At 74.4% G+C, this 22,271-nt stretch carries 19 protein-coding genes; 9 read left to right on the forward strand and 10 right to left on the reverse strand.

Annotated elements, in window-relative coordinates:
- Window positions 1-80 precede the first annotated feature (80 nt).
- Complete coding sequence (gene rfbG, locus VK501_RS04130; RefSeq protein ID WP_324334926.1) at window positions 81-1,160, forward strand: CDP-glucose 4,6-dehydratase; 1,080 nt, start codon at window positions 81-83, stop codon at window positions 1,158-1,160.
- A 93-nt stretch (window positions 1,161-1,253) separates the two neighbouring features.
- On the opposite strand, the gene VK501_RS04135 is transcribed toward rfbG, so the two are convergent.
- Both VK501_RS04135 and VK501_RS04140 read right to left on the reverse strand, forming a co-directional pair.
- The gene (locus VK501_RS04135; protein ID WP_324334928.1) at window positions 1,254-2,786 is read right to left on the reverse strand and encodes a hypothetical protein; all 1,533 of its coding nucleotides are present in this window, start codon (window positions 2,784-2,786) and stop codon (window positions 1,254-1,256) included.
- Window positions 2,773-3,819: a glycosyltransferase gene (locus VK501_RS04140; protein WP_324334930.1), complete on the reverse strand. Its 1,047-nt coding sequence runs from the start codon at window positions 3,817-3,819 to the stop codon at window positions 2,773-2,775. Before VK501_RS04140 ends, VK501_RS04135 begins: the two co-directional genes overlap by 14 nt.
- Window positions 3,820-3,920: 101 nt before the next feature.
- On the opposite strand from VK501_RS04140, the gene VK501_RS04145 reads away from it, so the two are divergent.
- Window positions 3,921-5,048: a class I SAM-dependent methyltransferase gene (locus VK501_RS04145; RefSeq protein ID WP_324334931.1), complete on the forward strand. Its 1,128-nt coding sequence runs from the start codon at window positions 3,921-3,923 to the stop codon at window positions 5,046-5,048.
- Between the two features lie 7 nt (window positions 5,049-5,055).
- Here the strand turns inward: VK501_RS04145 and VK501_RS04150 are convergent, their stop codons facing one another.
- Genes VK501_RS04150 through rfbF form a run of 6 tightly spaced genes read right to left on the reverse strand, consistent with a single transcriptional unit; the run spans window position 5,056 to window position 11,223 of the window.
- Window positions 5,056-6,375, reverse strand: coding sequence for a glycosyltransferase family 2 protein (locus VK501_RS04150; RefSeq protein ID WP_324334933.1), 1,320 nt, complete (start codon window positions 6,373-6,375; stop codon window positions 5,056-5,058).
- Window positions 6,372-7,559 (reverse strand): class I SAM-dependent methyltransferase, encoded by a 1,188-nt coding sequence (locus VK501_RS04155; RefSeq protein WP_324334935.1) that lies wholly within the window; start codon window positions 7,557-7,559, stop codon window positions 6,372-6,374. Before VK501_RS04155 ends, VK501_RS04150 begins: the two co-directional genes overlap by 4 nt.
- Entirely contained in the window at window positions 7,552-8,601 is a 1,050-nt protein-coding gene (locus tag VK501_RS04160) for an NAD(P)-dependent oxidoreductase (protein ID WP_324334937.1), read from the reverse strand. The genes VK501_RS04155 and VK501_RS04160 overlap by 8 nt, the downstream gene beginning before the upstream one ends.
- Window positions 8,598-9,542: a transketolase family protein gene (locus tag VK501_RS04165; RefSeq protein WP_324334939.1), complete on the reverse strand. Its 945-nt coding sequence runs from the start codon at window positions 9,540-9,542 to the stop codon at window positions 8,598-8,600. Before VK501_RS04165 ends, VK501_RS04160 begins: the two co-directional genes overlap by 4 nt.
- On the reverse strand, window positions 9,539-10,339 hold the full coding sequence (locus VK501_RS04170) for a transketolase (protein WP_324334941.1): 801 nt from the start codon (window positions 10,337-10,339) through the stop codon (window positions 9,539-9,541). The genes VK501_RS04165 and VK501_RS04170 overlap by 4 nt, the downstream gene beginning before the upstream one ends.
- Entirely contained in the window at window positions 10,336-11,223 is an 888-nt protein-coding gene (gene rfbF, locus VK501_RS04175; protein WP_324334942.1) for a glucose-1-phosphate cytidylyltransferase, read from the reverse strand. The genes VK501_RS04170 and rfbF overlap by 4 nt, the downstream gene beginning before the upstream one ends.
- A 97-nt stretch (window positions 11,224-11,320) precedes the next feature.
- On the opposite strand from rfbF, the gene rfbH reads away from it, so the two are divergent.
- The 3 genes from rfbH to VK501_RS04190 are packed head-to-tail and all read left to right on the forward strand — an operon-like array spanning window position 11,321 to window position 15,067.
- Entirely contained in the window at window positions 11,321-12,649 is a 1,329-nt protein-coding gene (gene rfbH, locus VK501_RS04180; RefSeq protein WP_324334943.1) for a lipopolysaccharide biosynthesis protein RfbH, read from the forward strand.
- A 13-nt stretch (window positions 12,650-12,662) separates the two neighbouring features.
- On the forward strand, window positions 12,663-14,342 hold the full coding sequence (locus VK501_RS04185) for a hypothetical protein (protein ID WP_324334945.1): 1,680 nt from the start codon (window positions 12,663-12,665) through the stop codon (window positions 14,340-14,342).
- Window positions 14,339-15,067, forward strand: coding sequence for an NTP transferase domain-containing protein (locus VK501_RS04190; RefSeq protein ID WP_324334947.1), 729 nt, complete (start codon window positions 14,339-14,341; stop codon window positions 15,065-15,067). Before VK501_RS04185 ends, VK501_RS04190 begins: the two co-directional genes overlap by 4 nt.
- 54 nt (window positions 15,068-15,121) lie before the next feature.
- Here the strand turns inward: VK501_RS04190 and VK501_RS04195 are convergent, their stop codons facing one another.
- On the reverse strand, window positions 15,122-16,834 hold the full coding sequence (locus VK501_RS04195; protein WP_324334949.1) for a glycosyltransferase family 4 protein: 1,713 nt from the start codon (window positions 16,832-16,834) through the stop codon (window positions 15,122-15,124).
- A 74-nt stretch (window positions 16,835-16,908) separates the two neighbouring features.
- Here VK501_RS04195 and VK501_RS04200 point away from each other — a divergent pair, with 74 nt between their 5' ends.
- Window positions 16,909-18,252, forward strand: a complete 1,344-nt coding sequence (locus VK501_RS04200; protein ID WP_324334951.1) for a glycosyltransferase — start codon at window positions 16,909-16,911, stop codon at window positions 18,250-18,252.
- Here the strand turns inward: VK501_RS04200 and VK501_RS04205 are convergent.
- Entirely contained in the window at window positions 18,236-19,621 is a 1,386-nt protein-coding gene (locus tag VK501_RS04205; protein WP_324334953.1) for a glycosyltransferase, read from the reverse strand. The genes VK501_RS04200 and VK501_RS04205 overlap by 17 nt on opposite strands.
- 84 nt (window positions 19,622-19,705) lie before the next feature.
- Between VK501_RS04205 and VK501_RS04210 the strand changes: the two genes are divergently transcribed.
- Genes VK501_RS04210 through purM form a run of 3 tightly spaced genes read left to right on the forward strand, consistent with a single transcriptional unit; the run spans window position 19,706 to window position 22,252 of the window.
- Complete coding sequence (locus VK501_RS04210) at window positions 19,706-20,374, forward strand: DedA family protein (RefSeq protein WP_324334955.1); 669 nt, start codon at window positions 19,706-19,708, stop codon at window positions 20,372-20,374.
- Window positions 20,364-21,137 carry an undecaprenyl-diphosphate phosphatase gene (locus tag VK501_RS04215; protein ID WP_324334957.1) on the forward strand — a complete coding sequence of 258 codons (774 nt, stop codon included), beginning with the start codon at window positions 20,364-20,366 and terminating at the stop codon, window positions 21,135-21,137. Before VK501_RS04210 ends, VK501_RS04215 begins: the two co-directional genes overlap by 11 nt.
- Before the next feature lie 47 nt (window positions 21,138-21,184).
- Window positions 21,185-22,252 carry a phosphoribosylformylglycinamidine cyclo-ligase gene (gene purM / locus VK501_RS04220; RefSeq protein WP_324334960.1) on the forward strand — a complete coding sequence of 356 codons (1,068 nt, stop codon included), beginning with the start codon at window positions 21,185-21,187 and terminating at the stop codon, window positions 22,250-22,252.
- Window positions 22,253-22,271 lie beyond the last annotated feature (19 nt).

Below are 22,271 nucleotides of genomic sequence, written 5' to 3' on the forward strand. Positions count from 1 at the left end.
GGCGCCTTCCCGGTCAGAGTCGAGGTCGGGCGCTCTCCGGCGGGCCAGGACTTCCCGCGCCCGCCGCGAAGACACGACGGATGCCCGCGTCGCACCCTGCCCTTCCCGATGCCCGCTTCTGGGCGGGACGGCGGGTGCTCGTGACCGGCCACACCGGGTTCAAGGGCGCGTGGCTGTCGCTCTGGCTCGCCGAGCTGGGCGCCGAGGTCGTCGGCCTCGCCGACGGCGTCCCGACCTCCCCCTCGCTCTACCAGCTGGCCGGCGTCGGCGATGCCGTCGAGCACGTGACCGCCGACGTGCGCGACGCCGGGCGCGTCGCGGCGGCGGTCGCCGACGCGCGCCCCGAGGTCGTCCTGCACCTGGCCGCGCAGCCGATGGTCCGACGCTCGTTCCGCGACCCCGTGGAGACCTACGCGGTCAACGTCATGGGCACGGTCAACGTCCTCGACGCCGTGCGCCGCGCCCCCGGCGACGACCTCCGCGTGGCGATCGTCGTCACCTCGGACAAGTGCTATGAGAACCGCGACTGGGTCTGGGGCTACCGGGAGGACGAGCCGATGGGCGGCCACGACCCGTACTCGAGCTCCAAGGGCGCGGCCGAGCTCGTCACCGCCGCCTACCGCTCCTCGTACTTCGCCGCCGAGGGCGCGCCCGCCGTCGCCAGCGCCCGCGCCGGCAACGTCGTCGGCGGCGGCGACTGGGGCGAGGACCGCCTGGTGCCCGACATCTTCCGCGCCGCGCTGGCCGGCGCGCCGATCCGCATCCGCAACCCCGCGGCGGTCCGGCCGTGGCAGCACGTCCTCAACCCGCTCAGCGGGTACCTGCGCCTGGCCGAGCGCGCGTGGGAGGACCGCGGCGCCGCGCAGGGCTGGAACTTCGGACCGGCCGACGAGGACGCGCGCCCCGTGGGGTGGATCGTCGACCGCATCGGCGAGCTGTGGGACGGAGACCTGCCCCGCGAGGTCGATCCCGGGCCGCATCCGCACGAGGCGCACTGGCTCAAGCTCGACTCGTCGCTGGCCCGCGCGCGCCTGGGCTGGAGCCCGCCCTGGGACCTCGCCGAGGGCCTGCGGCGCACCGCCGACTGGTACCGCGCCTACCGCGACGGCGAGGACGTGCGAGCCACGACGCTCGGGCAGATCCGGGCGTTCGGGCGCTGAGGCGCTGAGGGGAACACTGGCCCAGAGGGCCAGGTTCCCTTGCGGGTCTTCGCCCAGGGGGCGAAACCCGCGGCGGGTTAGGGACCCACGCTCCTACGTGGAGTTCCTGAGGACGCGGGCGCGTCCTCGGGCGCCGCGGGCGGCGCATCCGGCCGGGTCCGCGGCCGCCGCGCGCAGCCGCGACCCGAGATCGTCATCGGTCCCCGGGAAGCCCGTCGCTTCGGTCACCCAGCCGTCCGGCGCGCCGAGCACCGCGAGCCCGCAGGCCAGCGCCTCCAGCACGTCGGACGATCCGGCGTCCTTCGGGATCGCCACGCAGTCGGCGACGGCGATCAGGGCCGCCCGGCCATCTGGATCCAGCGGCGCGACCTCGACGAGGATGTCGGGGATGTCCTCCAGCGTTCGGCCCAGTCGGCCCGTGATGAGCCCGACGAGCCAGCCCTCGAGGCTCGCACCGCCGGCGTCGCCCTCGAAGACCGGCGCGAGCAGGAGCGAGACGTCGCGGTCGGCGTCGAAGACCTCGAGGTAGGCCTGCAGCAGGCCCTCGAGCCCGGCAGGGGGCGCGCCGCTCCAAGCGAACCGGCACAGGATGGTGAACGTGCGGACGACGAGCGGCAGGGGCACGAGGCCCGGGCGGAACCCCCGGACGTCGACGGCACCGGTGCCGGCATCGGCGGCGGCCCGACCGAGACGGCCGAGCGCTCCTGCGGCCAGCGCGAGGTCTGCGGGAGCGAGCGCGGGGGCTCCGGCCAGCTCCGCGGCCAGCGCCCGCGCGGCGACCGCCAGGACCAGCCGGTCGCTGGAGCGCCCGGCGACCAGATCCGCGGTGCGGACGGCGGCCGCGACGCAGGGCCCCGCCGGGCGCGGGTGAGGATCGGCGCCGGGGCCGACGGCCAGGGCCTGCGGCACGCCGACGACGTCGCCGGCGAGGGCCACGCCGAGCAGCACGTCTCGTATCCCACGGCAACGGAGCGGCTCCAGCGCGTCCGTGCGGACGAGCGCGGGGCACGTGGCCAACGCCTCTTCGGACGCGGTCAGCGCGGCCGCGACCGCGTCGGGCCCGGCGACGTAGCCGGCGCCGCTCCACGGTGGCCCGGCGACCGGCGCGTCACCCGGGCGCTGCCGCACGACGCCCGCGACCGCCGCGACAGCCGCCGGCGCGGCCGTCAGCGCGTCGGAGAGGACCGCGACCGCGTCGGGCAGCAGCTGGACGTCCGGGCCCGCGATCAGCACCAACGGCGCGGACGCCAGCACCAGCGCGTCGGCCACCAGCTCACCGCTGCCTCGGCCGGCCGGCGCCCGGAGGACCACGACGCGCTCGTCCTCGACCGCGGCGCGCAGGCACCGCGACAGCGTCCAGTCGCGCGACCCGGCATCGAGCGCGAGGATCTCGCCGTCCTCCGGCGCCAGCGCGCGTGCCTGCTCCAGCCGGGCCTGCGCCGCAGCGCCTCCGTCCTGCAGGACCAGGCACAGCGTCATGCTCGGTGGGGCGCCGGCGTGCCGCGCGCGCCGCCCGGCGGGAAAGGCGATCCAGCCGGCGCTCACCCCGGCAGCGGACGCCGGCTCGAACGCCCCGGCGAAGGCGTGCTGCCCGGGCCCCGCCAGGCCGAGCTCAGCAGTGCCCACGGATGAGCTCCACGAGTTCGGCGGCGCGCAGGCGCGTCGTCTCGGTGCGCATCGTCTCCGTATAGGCGTGGTCACAGAGACGCTCGCGCTCAGCGTCGCTGCGCACCCAGTGGTCGATGAGGTCGCCGAGCTGCTCGTCGCTGTCGCCCAGCGACACGGGCACCATCTTGTCGCGGTACCAGTCGTCGCCCGCCGGCAGGTCGCCGACCAGCAGCGTCCCGCACGCCATGGACTCCAGGTAGCGCGGCGGCGGGCCGCCGACCGGGAAGCTCCGCACCGCGACGGCGGGCAGGTCGTAGGAGTAGAACGGGTCGCCCGCGAGACCCGGGGCGTCGGCGGCCAGGTCCAGCCGGCCGGTCGACGCGTCGACGTACTGCAGGACCAGCTGGGCCCCGAGGCCGCCGCGTGGCGTGCCGGTGGGTGAGACCTTCGCCGAGGCGAGCGTCTCGGCATAGCCGCCATGAGGGGCCCCGACCTGCCGCGGCAGGTCGAGCACCTTCCACCCTCGCCGCTGCGCCTGGTCGCGCACCACGGCGTTGAGCCGCCGGCGGACCGGGTAGTCGTCGGTCTCGCGGCCGGAGATCAGGATGTCCCATTGCTTGGGCGTCGTGGCGCGGCGGTACAGGTCCGTGTCGACGCCGGGCCGCTGGACGCTGCACGGGACCTCGGGCATCAGGAGGCCGTAGAGCCGCTGCGCGCCGGCGTGCCGGACCACGCTCAGCACGCGCTCGTAGCCGCTCAGGAGCTCGGCCACCGCGACGGGATGGCACCAGTAGTCATGCGTGACGAACACGAGCAGCGGCTGCAGCCGGCGCGGCAGCGACGGCGCCAGGTCGATCAGCAGCTGGCGCTCGTCGAAGGCGATCACCGCGTCGTGGTCCTGGATGCCCGCGAGCGCCTCGGGGCCGAAGACCACGTCGGCGTGCTCGCGCATGGCCAGGAACTGGGCGTCCTGGTAGGTCACCTGCTGGGCATGGAGCTCGTCCTCGACGGGCGGGGGCCCGAGCACGCCGATGCGCAGACGGCGGCTCACGCGGCCGCCCTGGTGCGGAGAAGGGACGTCACATCCTGGGTGGTCGTCCACCCGTACCAGGCATTGAGCCGCGGCGCCGGAAGGTCACATAGCCTGCCCGCATGACCGCACCGCCGTTCGTCCTCGCGGCCCCCGGCCATCTCGCCGTCACGGGTCCGGACGGACTCGACGCCGAGCTTCGCCGCCTCGGCGTCCGGCCGCCCTGCCGGATCGTGTCCACCGTCGCGCTCGACGCCTCCACGGCCGCGGCGCTGGTCGCGCAGATCGAGCGGCTGGCCGCCGCCGCGGTGGCGGACGAGTTCATCATCGCCGTCCCGCCGGAGCGGCTGTCGCATGCCGCGGAGCTCCTGTCCGTCGCGATGCAGGGCTCCGACGTCGAGGTGGATCTCGTCGGCGCCGCCGACGTCACCCCGCTCCTGGTCTCCGAGGTGCTGCTGCTGGCGACCGTCGGCGCGCCGGTGACGGTCCCGACGCTGCTGTTCGCCGGAACGTCGGCCTCGGCCCCCGTCACGGCGCCGCCCGAGCCGGGTTCCGGCGCCAAGTACGACGCCGAGTTGCGCTTCTGGCGCGAGACGCTGGATTCGTGGGAGCGGTGGTACGCGGGTGAGGCGCTGAAGGGCGACGTCAAGCCGCCCGCCGCCGAGGAGCGGACCACCCACTACGACCTGCGCACGAACGCCGCCGTCACCTTCTCCCGCGTCTATCAGGAGCCCAAGTACCTCACCGACCTGGCGCTGCACCCGTATGCGTTCCGCGGCATGCGCGTGCTGGACGTGGGCTGCGGGCCCGCTCCGAGCATGCTGGCGTTCCGCGGGGCGGAGCTCCACGGCATCGATCCGCTCGCCGACGGCTACGCCTCGGTCGGCTTCCCTCTGAAGCTGTGGAGCACGATGGGCTTCACCTACCACAACGCGCGCGCCGAGCGCATGCCCTTCCCCGACGCCCACTTCGACGCGGTGGTGTCGGTCAACGCCATCGACCACGTCGACGACTTCGCCGCGACGGCGCAGGAGATCCGCCGCGTTCTGCGTCCCGGCGGCGCCTTCCGGATGCACGTCCACTACCACGAGCCCACGCTCGAGGAGCCCATGGAGCTCGACGACGACGTCTTCCTGCGCCACTACGGATGGGTGCAGGACCTCCGCAAGATCGGCGAGAGCGACACCAAGGACTCGGGGCGCAGCCGGGCGCTGCCCGGCGAGTCCTACGTGCTGTGGGGCAACCGCTGAGCGCCGCTCAGGCGAGGCAGCCCGCCGGGTCGACGGTCTCCCAGAGCCCTGGGTCCGGCCGGCGAGCGAAGGGCTGCGGAAAGGCGTAGGGGAAGACCGGGACCCCCGCGGCCTCCGAGGCGCTCACCAGCTCGGAGCCCCAACGTGCGAGCGTCAACCGGCCGGGCACCAGCAGGTCGGCGTCGCTCACGCCCGGCGTCACCGCCACGGGGAGCGCGGTCTCGCCGAACACCGGCTCCAGCAGCGCCATCGCACCGTCCAGCGCGTCGGGCTCCACGGCGACCGTCAGGCTGGCCAGGAGACCCTCCAGGGTCTCGACGGCCTCGCCGAGCGCGGCGGCGTCCGCCGCGTCCTGCGGCGCCCGGGCGACCCCCGCCCAGGGCAGCTCCGGTGCCACGAGCCCCGCCTCGGTGACCTTGGCCGCGTACTGCGCGCGCAGCCCGGCGTCATCGGGACGGCGCTGGAGCGCGCGCCCCATGGCCATGTAGCCCGACCAGCCCTGGGCCAGGCGCAGGATGCCCGAGCGGCTGAGCGTGTTGGCCGCGTCGACGAACGCCAGCGCGACCATCGGATCGCGCTGGTCGGCGTAGGCGGCCGGCAGCCGCTCGTCGGAGAAGGCGTGGTCCAGGGTGACCGGAACGTCGCGGCCGTTCAGACCCGCCGCGCCCGCGGTGTTCGTCCCGGTCTGCGCGTGGACGCGGTTGTCGATGAGCGCATCGTGCACCGTGACCACCGGCGCGCGCAGCGAGAGGCGCATCCACGCCAGCCAGTCGGCGGCGTAGTAGGACCGGCCGTCGAACCCGCCGATCTCGCGCAGCGCGGTCGTGCGTGCCACGACCGACTGGCACGCCACGGCGTTGCGCGGCATCAGCCGGGCGAAGAACTCCGGGGCGGGCAGCAGCGCGGGGGTCTCGCGATGATCGGGCCAGACGTCGAGCGGCGCGCCGTCGGCGTCGATCACGCGGGCCGGCGAGTGGGCGAAGCCGGCCCCCGACGCCACCAGCGCCTCGACCTTGCGCTCCAGGTTGCCGGGGTGCATGACGTCGTCGGCGGCGAAGGGGACGAAGAACTCGCTGTCGGTCTCGGCCAGCGCGCGGTTCAGGCTGCCGTAGTAGAAGACGTCGACCGGATTGCGCGCCGTGGTGACCCGCGGGTCAGCCGCCGCGTAGCGCTCGGCGATCGCCCGCGAGGCGTCGTCGGAGCCGTTGTCGATCACGCGCACCGAGAGGTCGACCCCATCCTGCGCCAGGACGCTCTCGATCGCCTCGGCCAGGTACGCCGCGCCGTTCTTGACCGGGATCGCCACGCAGACGCCGCGCTGCGTCATGGGGCGACCAGCCGACCGAGGGGCGTGCACTCGGTGTCCTGCCCCGCGACCGCGACCAGCGTCTCGACCGGGAGGCGGGTCCTCCATTCACGCAGGATCTCTTCGCGGTGCGAGACCGCGAACAGCACGACCGCCCGGGGAGCGGACGCGTAGAGCGCCTCGGGCGGGGCGATCGGCAGCGCGGTGCCGGCGAGGAACCGGCCTCCGAGCAGCGCGTTGCCGTCGAAGAGGGCCCGCAGGCGCGCTGCGAGCTCGGGGGCGGCCCCGAGCGTCATCGCGGTGCGCTCGGCTGCCCCGTAGCCGACCGTGTCCTCCGGCAGGCACGCCGCCAGGCGGGCGAGGCGGTCGCGGAAGGCTCCGATGCTCGCGGCCAGGCCGTCCCGGTCGGGCGGCTGCGCGATGGGACCGGAGGTGCCGCGACCGTAGCGGTGCAGCAATGACCCACCGAAGACGTCGACGAGCTCGCCGCTGAGGCGCACCAGCCCCGCCGTGCCGGCGAGCGCGTCGAGCGTCGCGGCGTCGAAGTAGTTGCAGTGCAGCTGGTACAGGTTGCTCCAGAGCTCGCGCTCGAGCGTCGCGTCGAGGTCGGGCACCTCGATCCACACCTCGCCGCCGGGGGCCAGCCGCTGCGCGAGCGCCGCCGCGAACGCGACGGGCGTCTCGATGTGCTCGAGCACGTGGCGGAGGACGATCAGGTCATAGCGGCGGTCGGGCGCCGCGGCGTCCAATGCGTCGGGGAAGTACCCGCCCACGATCTCTCCCGGTGCCCGCCGGCCGGCGGCCCGCCCGGGATCCACGCCGGTGCGGTCGGCGAAGCCGTGCACGCCCAGGAGGTCGAGCAGCAGGCCGTCGCCACACCCGACCTCGAGCACCGCCGCCGTGGCCGGCCAGGCGCCGGCCACCTGATCGGCGAACCACCGCAGATGACGGCGATAGGCGACGCTGGTGTCGGCGGCGAAGCCGTACTCGCCATAGATGGCGGGATCGAAACGATGAGCGAGCTGCACCAGCCCGCTGCCGGCGGCCTGCACGACGCGCAGCGGTGATCGCAGGAGAACCGAGGCCTCGGCGGTGGGCGGGTAGACGCCCGGCAACGGGCAGTCGGCGAGGTCGAGCACGACGCGCGCGTCGTTCAGCGGCTCGCCGGACAGCCGGCAGGTGAGCTGCGCGGCGAGCTCAAGCATGGACGCCCGCCCACTGCACCCACGATCGCAGTGCCCGGAGCCCGTCGTCGAGCGGCGTGAACGGCGCCGGCGCACGGGCGGTCAGGGCCATCACGGCGGAGACGTCCGGGACCGCCCGCGCCAGACCGGCGTTCGCCGGCTCGGCGGCCATGCCGACCGCCTCGGCGTCCAGCCCCGCGACGGCGGCGCAGCGCCGCGCCAGCTCGCCCATGGTGAGCTCCTTGGTCGGATCGCCGATGTTGTAGGCCCTGGTTTCGGTGGCGGGCGACAGGCAGGCGACGACCTGCAGCAGGCCGTCGAAGACGAAGCACGGGCTCCGTGTCGGCGTGCCGTCGCCGGCGAGCTCGACGGCGCCCTGCTCGACGGCGAGCCGCATGAACTCCAGCGGGACCCGCCCGTCGGAGAGGCGCTGGCCGGGTCCGTACAGGTTGAACGGCCGCACGGCGGTGAACGGGAGGTCGTACTCGGCCGAGAGCGTGACGCCGAGCACCTCGGCCATCCTCTTGGACTCCGCGTAGATCGACCGGGGCGAGCCGAGGTCGGGACCCCCGGCGAAGCGCTCGCCCGTCGGGATCGCCGCCGCCGGCGGCTGGCCGTAGACCTCCGCGCTGCTGAAGTACACGACGTGCCCGGCACGGTGGCGTGCTGCCTGGGCGAAGACCTCGACGAGGCCGTCCGTGTTGGCGCGGAAGGTCGCCACCGGCTCGCGCAGGTAGTCCTTGGGCGCCCCGAACGACGCGGCGTGCACCGCGATCAGCCCGGGCTCGGACGGCAGCGCCGCGCGCTCGACGGGGGCCACCTCCCACACGACCTCGGGCGTGACCTCGAGGAACTCAAACAGCGCCACGTCCGCGACGGGGCGACGGGCGGACGCGTAGAGGCGCAGACCCAGGTCGCCGGCGCGGTCGGCCTCGTGCAGCAGGGCGACGAGGTTCGCCGCCAGGAACCCGGAGGCGCCGCTGATGTGGATCGCGCGGCCCCGGAGCGGCTCGAGCAGCTGCGCGGCGATCCCTGCCGCCGCGTCGAGGGCGGCCCGGCTCATGCGGCCGCCCGCAGGGGGCTCCGGCGCTCCAGGAGCTCCAGCGCGGCACGCACGACGCCGGCCGCGTCGATCCCGAAGTGCGCGAGCAGATGCTCGCGGCTGCCCACGGCGTGCGCGAAGGCATCCGGCAGCCCGAGGCGGCGGAGGCGGGCGCCCGTTCCGTGCTCGGCGAGCGTCTCGGCGGCGGCGGAGCCGAGACCGCCGATGATCGAGTGCTCCTCGATCGTCATGACGGCGCCCGTCCTCGCCGACGCAGCGGCCAGCGCTTCGCCGTCGAAGGGCTTGACGGTGCCGAAATGCAGCACCGCGGCCCGGATGCCCGTCGCGGCCAGCGCGTCGGCGGCGGCCAACGCCTCGGGCAGGATCGCGCCGGTGGAGGCCAACGTGATGTCGGAGCCCTCGCGGACGGTGGTGGCGCGGCCGACCACGAAGGGGGTGCCGTCCGGGAGGACGTCGCGCTCGCCGTTCTTGCCGAGCCGCAGGTAGACGGGGCCGTCCATGGCCGCCGCGGCGCGCGCGGCGCGCCGGACGTCGCTCGGGTCGCCGGGCGCCAGCACGGTCATTCCGGGCAGCGCGCGCATCAGCGCGAGATCCTCGATGGCGTGGTGCGTCGGGCCGAGATGGCCGTACGCCAGCCCGCCACCGACGCCCACGAGCTTCACGTTGGCGCGTGCCATGGCGACGTCGACGCGGATCTGGTCGTGCGGGCGCGACGTGACGAACGGCGCGATGGAGTAGGCGAAAGGCACCTGACCGGCGTACGCCAGGCCGGCCGCGACGCCGACGAGGTTCTGCTCGGCGATGCCGACGTTGAGGTACCGCCCTGGTGCGGCGTGCGCGAACTCGTCGAAGAGGCCGATGCCCAGATCGCCGGTCAGCGCCCACACGCGCTCGTCGTCGCGCGCGACCTCGACCAGCGCCTCGAAGAACGCGTCCCTCATGCGATGGCTCGCGCGTCGAGCTCGGCCAGGACCCGCTCACGATCGGCCTCGCGCAGCGAGCGGTAGTGCCACATGAGCTCGTCCTCCATGAACGAGATGCCGTACCCCTTGGTCGTACGGGCGATCACCGCGCACGGTCCGGCAGCGGGATCGCCGAGCGCGGCCGCCAGGGCCTCATGGTCGTGGCCGGGCACCTCGCGCGTCTCCCATCCGAACGCCTCGAGCTTCGGGCGCAGCGGCTCGAGGTCGAGGACCTCGGCGGTCGGGCCGAGCCCCTGCAGGCCGTTTGCGTCGATGACCACGGTGAGACCGGCCAGGCGCAGCGATCCCGCCAGCGCGAGCGATTCCCACACCGAGCCCTCGTTGAGCTCACCGTCGCCGACCAGGCAGAACGTTCGCCGCCCCGTGCCTGCGGCCCGCTCGGCCAGCGCGATGCCGAGCGCGATCGCCGGGCCGTGCCCCAGCGAGCCGCCGGTCATCTCGACGCCCGGCACGCCGCGTTCGGGATGGCCCGCGAAGGAGCCGCCGTCGGCGCAGTAGCCCGCGACGACCTCGGAGGGATCGAGCACGCCGGCCGTGGCGAGCGTCGCGTACAGCGCCGAGGCGGCGTGGCCCTTGGAGAGCAGGAACCGATGGTCACGACCGCCGGGGGCAGCCGGAAGGACATCGGCGTAGAGCACGGCCAGGACGTCGACGATCGACAGCGAGCTGCCGATGTGACAGGTGCCGGCGGCCAGGGCCGCCTCGATGACGATCCTGCGGCCCTGCTCGGCGCGAGCGGCGCTCAGCGCGCTCATCGGGTCCCGGCGGCCCTCAGGAGGGCGTCCACCCGGTCGCTCTGACGGCGGCCCGGATGCGGCGCCGCTGCGGACTCGGTGCGGTCGTCCCACACGCGCCACGGTGCGTCGCCGCGATCCCACAGGCCACGCAGGTGCTCGACGTCGCGCACCGTGTCGGCGCACTGCCAGAAGCCGTCGTGGGGAAAGACGCACAGCTCGCCGTCGGCGGCCAGGCCCTCCAGCGGCTCGCGTTCCAGCACGCAGCCGGAGGCGGGCGACAGGCGGTCGAGCACCGCCCGGTCGAAGACGAAGAACCCGCCCGAGATCCGGGCCTCGCCGGCCGGCTTCTCGACGAAGCTCGTGACCTGCGAGCCATCGGTCGCCAGCTCGCCGAAGCGCGAGGGCGGATAGACGCCGGTGACCGTGGCGAGCCGGCCATGCGAACGGTGGAAGTCCACCAGCGCCCGGATGTCGACGTCGGCGAGACCGTCGCCGTAGGTGCACAGGAAGACGTCGGCGCCGCCCAGGTGATGCTCGACGCGCTTGACGCGCGCTCCGGTCATCGCGTCCTGGCCCGTGTCGACCAGCGAGACGCGCCAGTCGTCGACCTCGCCCGAGGCGTACTCGACGTCGCCGCTGGCCAGCGACACCGTCATGTCGGAGCGCAGCGCGTGGTAGTCGAGGAAGTACTGCTTGATCATCGCCCCGCGATAGCCGAGGCAGCAGACGAAGTCCGTGAGGCCGTGCGCCGCGTAGAGCTTCATGATGTGCCAGAGCAGCGGCCGGCCTCCGACCTCCACCATCGGCTTGGGGCGGTACTCGGTCTCCTCGCGCATGCGCGAGCCCATGCCGCCGCAGAGCAGCACGACCTTGGGGGCATCCCAGGGTGGAGGGAGGGACATCCCTCCGGTTATCGGCACCCGCCGAGGGCGCTTGAACGGCGGTCGGAGCGGCACCGGGCGTCTCAAGTTGCGTGTGCAGACGACCGACTGCCAGGGCATGGCCCCCTCCGCCGAGCACATCCTCGACCTCGTCGCGCAGTACGCGGCCGAGCATCATCCGGCGCGGTCGTTCGATCCGGCGGACCCGTCGGTGCCGGTGTCGGGGAAGGTGTTCGGCCCCGAGGAGGTCGTCGAGCTCGTCCGGACCAGCCTCGACTTCTGGCTCACCGCGGGCCCCGAGACCAAGCGGTTCGAGCGCGCGCTCGCGCGCCGCGCGGGCCTGCGCCACGCGATGATGGTCAACTCGGGGTCGTCGGCGAATCTCGCCGCCGTGACCGCACTGACCTCCCCCCTTCTCGGCGACCGGCGCCTGGTCGGCGGCGACGAGGTGATCACCGTCGCGGCCGGGTTCCCCACGACGGTCAACCCGATCGTGCAGAACGGGCTGGTCCCCGTCTTCGTCGACGTCGAGCTGCCGACGTACAACATCGATCCCGCGCAGTTGGAGGCGGCGATCTCGGACCGCACGCGCGCGGTCGTGCTCGCTCACACGCTCGGCAACCCGTTCGACGTCGGCGCCGTGACCGAGCTGTGCCGCCGCCATGGCCTCATGCTCGTCGAAGACTGCTGCGACGCGCTCGGCGCGACCTACGACGACCAGCCGGTCGGAACGTTCGGCGATCTGGCAACGCTCTCCTTCTATCCCGCTCACCACATCACCACGGGCGAGGGTGGCGCGGTGCTCACCAACCGGGGACTCATGAAGCGCATCGTCGAGATCGTGCGCGACTGGGGGCGCGACTGCTGGTGTGACCCGGGGTGCGACAACACCTGCGGCAAGCGCTTCTCACAGCGCTTCGGGACGCTCCCGGAGGGCTACGACCACAAGTACGTCTACTCGCACCTGGGCTACAACCTCAAGGCCACCGACATGCAGGCCGCCGTCGGCATCGCGCAGCTGAACCGGCTCGACGGCTTCATCGCCGCCCGGCGCGCCAACCACGCCTACCTGCGCGAGGCGCTCACCGACCTGGAGGACGTCCTGATCCTCCCCGACCCCACCCCCGGGTCGGACCCGTCGTGGTTCGGCTTTGCCGTCACCGTACGCCCGGACGCGCCGTTCGGCCGCGCCGCGCTCGTCGACCACCTCGAGTCCGCGGGGATCGCGACCCGCCTGCTGTTCGCCGGCAACCTCCTGCGCCAGCCCGCCTACCGCGATGTGCGGCACCGCGTGATCGGCTCGCTGGAGACGACCGACCTCGTCGCGGCGCGGACCCTCTGGATCGGCTGCTACCCGGGGCTCGGGGAAGGCCACCTGGATCACACCGTGACGCAGCTTCAGCGGTTTCGCGCCGCGGCTCGCCGCTCGACGGGCATCGCCGCGTAGGCGAGCGGCGCCCGTGTCGGATCTCATCGTCATCCCCAGCGCGCGACTCGTCGCACCCGAGCTCCAGGCGGACTTCGGCACGATCCCGCCGGCGCTCATCCCGCTCGACGGCCGCATGGCCATGCAGTACATCCTCGATGCCGCGCGGCAGAGCTCCCGGGCCATCGTCGCCGGGCACGAGCGCTTCGACCTCCTGCTCGCCGCCGCCGCCCACGTCGGCGGCATCTCGGTCGTCGACGTCGGCCCCACCTCCTCGCTGGGGCAGACCGTGCTTCACGCGGTGGCCGCCGAGGACCTCGGCGCCGCCTCCCGGCTCGTCGTCAACTTCGCCGACACGCTGGTTCCCGGCCTGCCGGTCACCGGAGACGCGATCGCCTATCGCCTCGAGGCCGACGCCTACCGCTGGACCGCCTTCCACACCGACGCCGAGGGCGGCATCGCCCGGGTCGTGGAGAAGGACACCGACAAGGGCGGCGATCCCCTTCCCGTGTTCGTCGGCGCGTTCGCCTTCGCCGATCCCGCCGCGTTCCGCGACGAGCTCGCCGCGGCCGTCGCGGCCGCCGTCGACGGGGTCGAGCCGCTCTACGTGGCCGTCCGGCGCTACGTGGCCGCGCGGGGCGCCGCCGCGTTGTACGCCGCCGAGGTCTGGCACGACTTCGGCCACGTCGACACCTACTACCGCACGCGCCAGCGGCTGTTCATCGACCGCCGCGTGTTCAACGACATCGAGGTCGACGCGCGCAGCGGCGTCCTGCGCAAGCGCAGCACCGATGCGGCGAAGCTGCGGCGGGAGGTGGCCTGGTACCAACGGCTCCCGCCGCCCGTCGCCATGCTCGCCCCGCGCGTGCTCGACCAGGGCGGCACGGCCGACGAGGCGTTCGTCGACCTCGAGTACTACGGCTATCCGCCGCTGGCCGACGCGTATCTGCACGGCGACTGGGACGTCGGCGGGTGGGACCTTGCGCTCGCCTCCGTCGAGGATGCCTCGCGCCGGCTGCACGGCGAGCGCCTGCTGCTGAGCGACGCCGACTGCACACGGGCCCTGCGCGCCATGTACGTGACCAAGACCGAGGAGCGCCTCGCGTCGGTGCTGTCAGACCCGGCCTTCGATCCGCTGCGCGGCGAGCACCTGGCGCTCGACGGACGCCCGGGACTCGGCCTCGACGGCGCCCTGGCCATCCTGCCCGAGCTCGGCGACGCACTCGGTCTCTGCGCGCCACGGGCGATGGGGATCATCCACGGCGACCTCTGCCTGTCGAACATCCTGTACGACCGCCGCAACGGCATCGTGCGCCTCGTCGATCCGCGGGGCGCGTTCGGCGAGCTGGATCTGCACGGCGACCCGCTCTATGACCATGCCAAGCTCGCCCACAGCATCGAGGGCGACTACGACCACCTGCTGCGCGGCCTGTTCACCTTGGACCTCACGCCGGGTGCCGCGCACCTCGACGTACGGCTCACCGCCACCCAGCGGGCGGTCAAGGCCCTGCACCGCCGCCGCGCCGACCGGCTGCTCGGCGCCGACGCGCCGCGCGTGGCGCTGATCCAGGCGCTGCTGTTCCTCACGATGGCACCGCTGCACCCTGATCGGCCGCTCTCGCAGCTGGCCTTCGTCGTACGCGGGCTCGGCATCGTCTCGGCGCTCGCGCGCCGCGCCGCCGACGCTCGCGCGCCGCAGTCGGTGGCTGCGTGACCGCCGTCGTCGTGACCATGGCCGGCGAGAGCCGGCGCTTCCGGGAGGCCGGGTACGCCGTTCCGAAGTATCGCCTCCGCGTCCGGGGGCGCACGCTCTTTCACTGGGCCATGGACAGCCTCCGCTGGTACGTCGAGGACGGCGCGCGACTCGTCCTCGTCGGCCGGCGCGACGACGCCGGCCTGGCGGACTTCGCGCGGCGCGAGTGCGCGCAGTCGGGACTGGGTCGCCCGACCGTGGTGCAGCTCGACGGCGTGACGTCGGGCCAGGCCGAGACCGTCCTCGCCGCCGCCGAGCACGTCGATGACCGTGAGCGCCTCGTCATCTACAACATCGACACGCACGTGCGGCCCGGCGTGCTCGGCCCCGCCACGGTGCGGGCCGACGGCTGCATCCCATGCTTCCCGGGGCAGGGCGACGGCTGGAGCTTCGTGGCCGCCGACGCCGCGGGCCGCGTCACCGCGGTGGCCGAGAAGGAGCGCATCTCCCCGCACGCGTCCGTGGGCCTGTACGCCTTCCGCGACCTGGCGACCTACCGCGCCGCCTACGACGCCACGCCGCTGAGCACCGCGGGCGGCGGCCGCGGCGAACGCTACGTCGCGCCCCTCTACACGACGCTCATCGAGCAGGGCCACGACATCCGGTTGGTGACCATCGACGCCGCCGACGTGGTCGCGCTGGGCACCCCCGACGAGGCGCGCCGCGTCGGTCCCATCGCCGTCTGACGTGGTGCAGCCCGCCCGTGGGCGGCGGCGACGCGATCGCGATCAGCCCGCGGCTCAGGCGCCGCGGACGGCGGCCCGGACCGCTGCGGTCGCCGCCACCGCGTGCTCGGGGGCGCGCAGCGGCGGGAGATCGTGCACCCCGCGCAGCAGCGCGTCGTAGCGCGTGGCGATCTGCTCCCACGTGTAACAGGCCGCCCAGTGGTCGTGCCCGGCTGCGCCGAGCGCCGCGCGCGCCGCGCCGTCGGCCAGGACCCGTCGCGCGGCGGGCAGGAACCCGTCGAGCGCGACGATGAGTCCGCCGGCGTGGTCGTGGACGGCACCGCAGTGGGGCGTCGCGAGCCACGGAAGGCCGTGGCTCATGGCTTCGAGGATGACCAGCGGCGTGGCCTCGGCCGCGGAAGGGAGCAGCAGCAGGGACGCGGCCGCCATGAGTCCGGCAACCTCCTCGGGGGTCGCGCCGCCGGCCGCGACGACGCGTGGATCAGCGGTGGCGCGCCGGGCGATCTCCGCCGCCAGGTCGGGATGCTCGTCGACCGGATGGCCCACCAGGACCACGCGGACGTCGTCGTCGTGCGCGGCGAGGTGCGCCAGCAGTCCCAGGTGGTCCTTCTCCGGCCACTGGTTGCCCACGACGAGCAGGAAGGGCTCGCCGGCGGCCAGACCCAGCCGTGCCGGCGCTTCGGTGTCCGGCGCCCGGCGGTGCACGGCGTTCGGCACATAGGCCGACGCCAGGCCCAGGTCCTCGCACAGCCGCGCGTCGAGGCCCTGGAGCGACGAATGCCCGATCGCGGTGGCGCCGGCCAGCAGCCCGCCGTGGAGGCGAAGGCGCCGGCGATCGGCGCGGAGGTCGCGGTCGACCATCTCGTTGATGCAGGGCACCACCACGACGCGCGGCCGCGGGTGGGGCGCCTGGAGGGTCGCGGCCATCGGCCAGCGCAGTGGCGCCGGAAACGACAGGACGGCGTCGTAGCCCCGCTCGCGGATGAGGGCCGGAAGCTGCCGGCCGGCCTGGGCGGGATCGAGCTCGTGGACGGCCAGACCACGATGCTCGGCGAACGTGCGCTGCTCGAGTCTGTTGGTGACGATCTCGACCTCCCAGCCGAGATCGCGCAGCGCGATGGCGGCATCTTCGGCCAGCCGCTCGGTCCCGCCGCTGGTGGGATGGAACTGCTCGACGGCGATCAGCAGGCGCCCGGGCCGCGTGGCCGCCGCCGGCTCGGTGGCGGACGCTCCGCCCTGGAGCGCCTGCTCCTGGAGCGCCGCGACCTCGGGTCCCGGCGCACCGAGCGCGCCTGCCCGCCGCGCGGCCGCCAGCGCCTGCGGCCACTCGCCGGCGGCCGCCGCCGCCCGGGCCCACCCCAGCCAGGGTTCCGGCGCGTCACCGCGGATCCGGGCGGCGGCCGACCACAGCGTGATGGCCTGGACCGGCTCGCCCGCCTCGGTGAGCATGGCGGCGAAATCCTCCAGGGCATCGGTGCTCTCCGGCTCGGCGGCCAGGGCGAGCTCGAACAGCGCAGCCGCCTGCGGGAGATCGCCGATCGCATGCGCGATGACCGCGACGTCGTGATAGGCCCGCGCCAGCAACGCGGGATGGCCCTCCAGCCGCGGCAGCAGGGCGGCGATCAGCGCCGCGACGGCGCGCGGCTCGTCGACGCCGAAGCGCGCCTCGGCCTCGTCGAGCGCGGCAGCGAGCGTCTCGGGACGTTCGTCCGGCGCGACCGCGGCCGCGATGCCGTGGCCGTGCTGGAGCGCGGAAGGGATCACCACCCCGGGGGATCGGCCGCCCACCGCGCGGCTTGAGCCGCCTCAAGCCGGCCCTTTCGCCGGCCGACCAAGAGGGGGTGACGCCTCCCTCCGATGCGTGCCCGGCCGCGCCCTTGGTGACGGTCGTGGTGTGCGCCTACAACTACGCGCGGTTCCTGCCGTTCGCGATCGACAGCGCGCTCGCCCAGAGCCACGAGAACGTCGAGGTCGTCGTGGTCGACGACGGCTCCACCGACGACACGCCGGCGGTCCTCGCGCGCTATGGCGAGCGGCTGCGAGTGGTCACGCAGGCCAACGCGGGGCTCACCGCCGCGACGACGCGCGGCATCGCCGAGGCGCGCGGAGAGTACGTCGCCATCCTGGACGCCGACGACATCTGGCACGTCGAGAAGCTGCGTCGCCAGGTCGGCGTGCTGCTGGCGCGCCCTGAGGTGGGGCTCGTCTACTCCGACATGGAGTTGATGGACGCCGACGGGCGGCAGACGGCACCGTCCTACTTCCGCCACCACGATCTCGATCCGCCGCGCGGTCGCGCCCTCGGGGCGTTCCTCCAGCAGAACTTCGCGCCGGCCCCGTCCATCATCTTCCGGCGGTCCCTCGTCAACCACCTCCTGCCGTTCCCGCCGGAGGCCTGGTGCCAGGACTGGTGGCTGGCGCTGCGCACCGCGGAGGTGGCCGAGATCGAGGTCGTCGACGAGCCGCTCGTGCGCTACCGCATCCACAGCGACAACATGAACGGCGGCACCAGCGGACAGCGGTTGCTGCCGACGCTGCGCCAGGACAACAGCTTCCGCCGCTGGATGCTCGGCCACCTCGATCTCTCCGGCGTCACCCCATTCGACGTGCGCCGCGCCTGGGTGCGGTTCGAGCAGAACACGGCCTACGCGGCGCAGATCGCCGGGCAGAGCTGGCTCGAGGAGATCACCGGCCAGGGGCGTGACCCCGGAGCGTGCCGGGCACTGCTCTCCGACGGCCGGGTCCTGCCGGCGCTGACCGCCGATCCGCTGGACCCCGACGCACGCCGGGCGTTCGACGGCGAGACGCTCCCGCCCGCCGAGCGCGTGGCGTGGGCCGAGGAGCGTGTCCAGGAGGGCGACCTCGCAGCGGCCGCCGCCGCCCTGCGCGCGGTCGCCGACACGGTCGAGGACGACGACCTGGCCGCGCTGGCCGGCACCGATCTGGCGGTGATCGCGCTCACCCAGGGCGACGTCGCCGGCTGCCGTGCAGCCGCCGGCCGAGCCCTCCGGCGCGACCCCGACCGTCTCGAGGCGCTCGAGGTCCTCGGCCAGGCGGCGGAGCGAGCCGGCGACCACGCCGAGGCGCTGCGGTGGTTTCAGCGTGCGACCGTCGTCGCCCCGGACGACGAGGCGTGCCGGCTGTCGGTGCAGCGCGCCCAGGGCGCGCTCAGCCCTGCGCGGTAGCCCCGAGGCTCACGGCCGGCAGGGTCCAGCCCTCCGGCGCCGCGCCCAGCACGCCCTCGGCCCGCGCCGCGAGCCAGAGTTGCGCCGGCCGGGTGGCCGGTTCGGACTCAGCCAGGATGTCCGCCGCGTCGGGTCCGTCGAGGCCGAGCGCCTCCACGAGCGCCACGAGCGGCTCGACCTCGGCATCGTCGCGGGTCAGCACGAGCAGGGTCGCGTCGTCGGCCCCGTCGACGGCCGCGCCGTAGCCGCGCAGCAGCGAGGGATCGGCGACGAGCTCGGCCGCCCAGGCGAGCGTGACACGGCCACGGACCGGAAGCGCAGAGACCGCCGCCGCGGGCGCGGAAGCGGCGGCTTCAGCCTCGCCGACCGCGCGCAGCGCCGCTTCGAGATCGAAGCGCGCGGCGCCGTCCCACGGATCCTCGGCCAGTGCCTGCAGCAGCAGGCGGACGGCGGCCCCGGCCGCGCCGGCCCGCAGCGCGCCGGCACCCTCAGCGGCGAGCCGGCCTGCCCGCTCGCGCTGGTCGGCGTCCACGGGGGCCAGCGCACGCGCTCCGCCCCGCGCCGACGCGGTCGCCCGCAGGAGCCCATGCTCCCAGGAGCGGAACGCCGCCAGCAGGTCGTGCGAGGTCACGGTGGCGTCGTCCACGAGATGGCGCAGCATCCAGCGCCGCCAAGGGATCTCCTGGGCGAGGGTCACGTCGATGCGCTCCGGGCTCGCACCGAGGCCCATGTTCGCGCCGTGGAAGCGGTAGCGGTTGAAGACGCCGGGCAGATGCGCGATCTCGGCGATCGCCGCGACGTTCGCCGCCAGCCACCAGTCCGGGTACGCCGCGTCCGTCGGGATGGGGAGGAGCGCGGGCAGGAGCGCGGCCCGGAACATCGAAGCGCCGCCCGAGATGAAGTTGCCGGCCAGCAGCCGGCCGAGGACCCGACCGCTCGTGGGCTGGTAGCCGCGGTCTGCGAAGAACGACGGGGTGATGACCGCCCCGTCGGCGTCGATCACCTCCATGTCGCCGTGGACGAGTCCGACGGCAGGGTTCGCCTGGAGGAACTCGACCTGCCGGCGGACGCGGTCGGCGGGCCACTCGTCATCGGCGTCGAGGAGCGCGATGTAGTCGCCCGTCGCCTCGGCCAGGCCTCGGTCGACCGCTGCGACCAGCCCGGCGTTGGGCTGGCGCACGGTCGTGATGCGGCCCGCGTAGCGTGCGAGGACCTGCGGCGTCTCGTCGGTCGAGCCGTCGTCGACGACGACGATCTCCAGCGCGTCGGCGGGCCAGTCCTGCGCGAGCGCGCTGTCGAGCCCGGCGGGCAGGAAGCGCGCGAGGTTGTACGCGGAGACGACGACGGTGACGCGCGGCACGGAGGACATACAGTCTTCGTGATCGGCATCGCGTCCCCTCGGGTTGAGCGCGCAGGACCACGGCGCCGGGGTGCAACGCATAGCCTGTGCACCGTGTTCCTCGCCGCCGCCCTGGTCCTCGCCTCCGTCACCGACAAGCTCGCGGAGCTCACGACGAACGTCGTCGACGACATCGGGCTCCCGGGGATCTTCCTGCTGATGGCGCCCGAGAGCGCCTGCATCCCGATCCCGTCGGAGCCGACGATGCTGTTCGCCGGCTTCGCCGCCAGCGACGGCGCCTACCCGTGGTGGGCCGCGGCGCTGGTGGCGACCTTCGCCAACCTCGTCGGCTCCTGCGTCGCCTACGCGGCCGGCTACTACGGGCGCATCGAGCTGCTGGAGCACAACAAGCTCGTCCACATCTCGCCCAAGCACCTGGCCTGGGCGGACACCTTCTTCGCGCGCCACGGCGACAAGGCCGTGTTCTTCGGCCGCATGCTGCCGATCGTGCGCACGTTCATCTCCCTGCCCGCCGGCATCGCGCGCATGCCCTTCCAGCGCTTTGCGGTGCTCACCTTCCTCGGCGCGCTGCCCTGGAACGCCGGGCTCGTGCTTGCCGGCTACGCCGCGCGCGACAACTGGGAGGACCTGCGCAACTACCTGCACTTCGTCGACTACACGGTCGTCGTGCTGATCGTCGCGGGCGCCGGCTACCTCGGCTACCGGTGGTGGAAGAACCGCGGGACCGACGGCACCGCCGCGGCCGCCGAGGATGCCGCCTGAGCCGCCGCGCCTGCCGCTCGCCCACGCGGTGGCACTGGGCGCGCTGCACGGCCCGGCCGAGCTCGTGCCGGTGTCGTCCTCGGCGCACGTCGCGCTGATCCCGCAGCTCATGGACTGGCCGTCGGCGCGGCTGCCCGCCGACGTGCGCAAGGCGTTCGAGGTCGCGCTCCACACGGGCACGCTGGCCGGCCTGCTCGTCCTGGTGGACCGTCCGGCGGCCTGCTTCGCGGCGATCACGACCGGGCCGCCCGCCGCGGTCGGCTTCCTGCTGGAGGACACGATCGAGCGGCGGCTGGGCGGCGTGCGCGCCACGGCCGCCGGGCTGATCGCCGGCTCGGTGCTGCTCCTGGTGGCCGACGCGGTCGGCGGCGAGCGCCGCGGCGCGGCCGACGCCACCGCGACGGACGCGCTGGCGCTCGGGCTCGCCCAGACGCTCGCGCTGTGGCCGGGGCTCTCGCGCCTGGGCGTGACGGTGGCCGCAGCGCGCCTGCGGGGCTTCGACCGCGGCTCCGCGTTCACCCTCGGCCGCGAGGCGGGCCTGCCGATCGTGGCCGGCGCGACCGGGCTCAAGGCCTGGCGCCTGGCCCGGCGGGGGCTGGCGCCGGACCTGCGCGCGCCGTTCGCCGCGGGCGCGGCCGCCGCGCTGGCCGCCACCCTCGCCGCCGCGCCGCTGCGGTCGTCGACCTCCGTGCGCCCCGCCGCGCTGGAGCGCGTGGTGCTCGCGGCCGCGGCGCTGAGCCATCTGCGACGATCCCGCGCATGAGCGACGCGGCCACGTCGCCAGGCGGGGTTGTCTGCGACGATCCGCCCATGAGCGACGCGTACGCCGCAGCGGGTGTCGACACCGACCACGCCGACGAGGGCGTCGGCGCCCTGGTCGGCGTCCTGCGCACGATCGAGCTGGGCCGCCCGTCGCGCTCGGTGGTCCCGAGCGGCCACTACGCCTCGGTCCTGCGCGTTACCGACGACCTCGGCATCGCGATCTCGACCGACGGCGTCGGCTCCAAGCTCGTCGTCGCCGAGCAGGCCGACCGGCTGGAGACCGTCGGCATCGACTGCGTCGCGATGAACGTCAACGACCTCATCTGCGTCGGCGCCGAGCCGATCGCGCTCGTCGACTACCTCGCCGTCGAGCAGGTCGACCCGAGCGCCCTGGCACGCATCGGCCAGGGGCTGAAGGTCGGCGCGGAGGCGGCGGGCTGCGAGATCCCGGGCGGCGAGCTGGCCGTGCTGCCCGAGCTCATCCGCGGCCACCCATCGCCGCACGGCTTCGACCTCTGCGCGACCGCCATCGGCACGGTCTCGCTCGACGCCCTGGTCCTCGGCGACCGCATCGCTCCCGGCGACGCGCTGATCGGCGTGCCGTCCAGCGGCCTGCACTCCAACGGCTACACGCTGGCGCGCCGGGCGCTGCAGGAACCCGGACCCACCCACCCGTCCCTCGCCCTCGACGACCGCCCCGCCGAGCTGAACGGCGCCTCGGTCGCCGACGCGCTGCTGGAGCCCACGGTCATCTACGTGCGCGCGGTGCTCGACCTCCTGCGCTCCGGCATCCCCGTGCACGGTCTCGCGCACATCACCGGCGGCGGCGTGACCAACCTGCTGCGCCTCGGGGCCGGCTACGCGATCGAGGATCCGCTTCCGATCCCGCCGATCTTCGACCTGGTGGCCCGGCTCGGCGCCGTCGAGGCGCCCGAGATGTGGGAGGTCTTCAACATGGGCTGCGGCCTCGTGGCGACCGTGCCCGAGGCCCACGCCGACGAGGCAGCGGCCCTGCTGGCATCCCACCACACGGGCTCCCGCCGCATCGGCACCGTCACCGACCGCACCGGCCGCGTCGACGTCCCGCCTCTCGGCCTGAGCTACCCCACCCGGTAGCACCTCAAGGGGTCAGACC

The organism is Baekduia sp. (assembly GCF_035318805.1).
Taxonomy (GTDB): domain Bacteria; phylum Actinomycetota; class Thermoleophilia; order Solirubrobacterales; family Solirubrobacteraceae; genus Baekduia.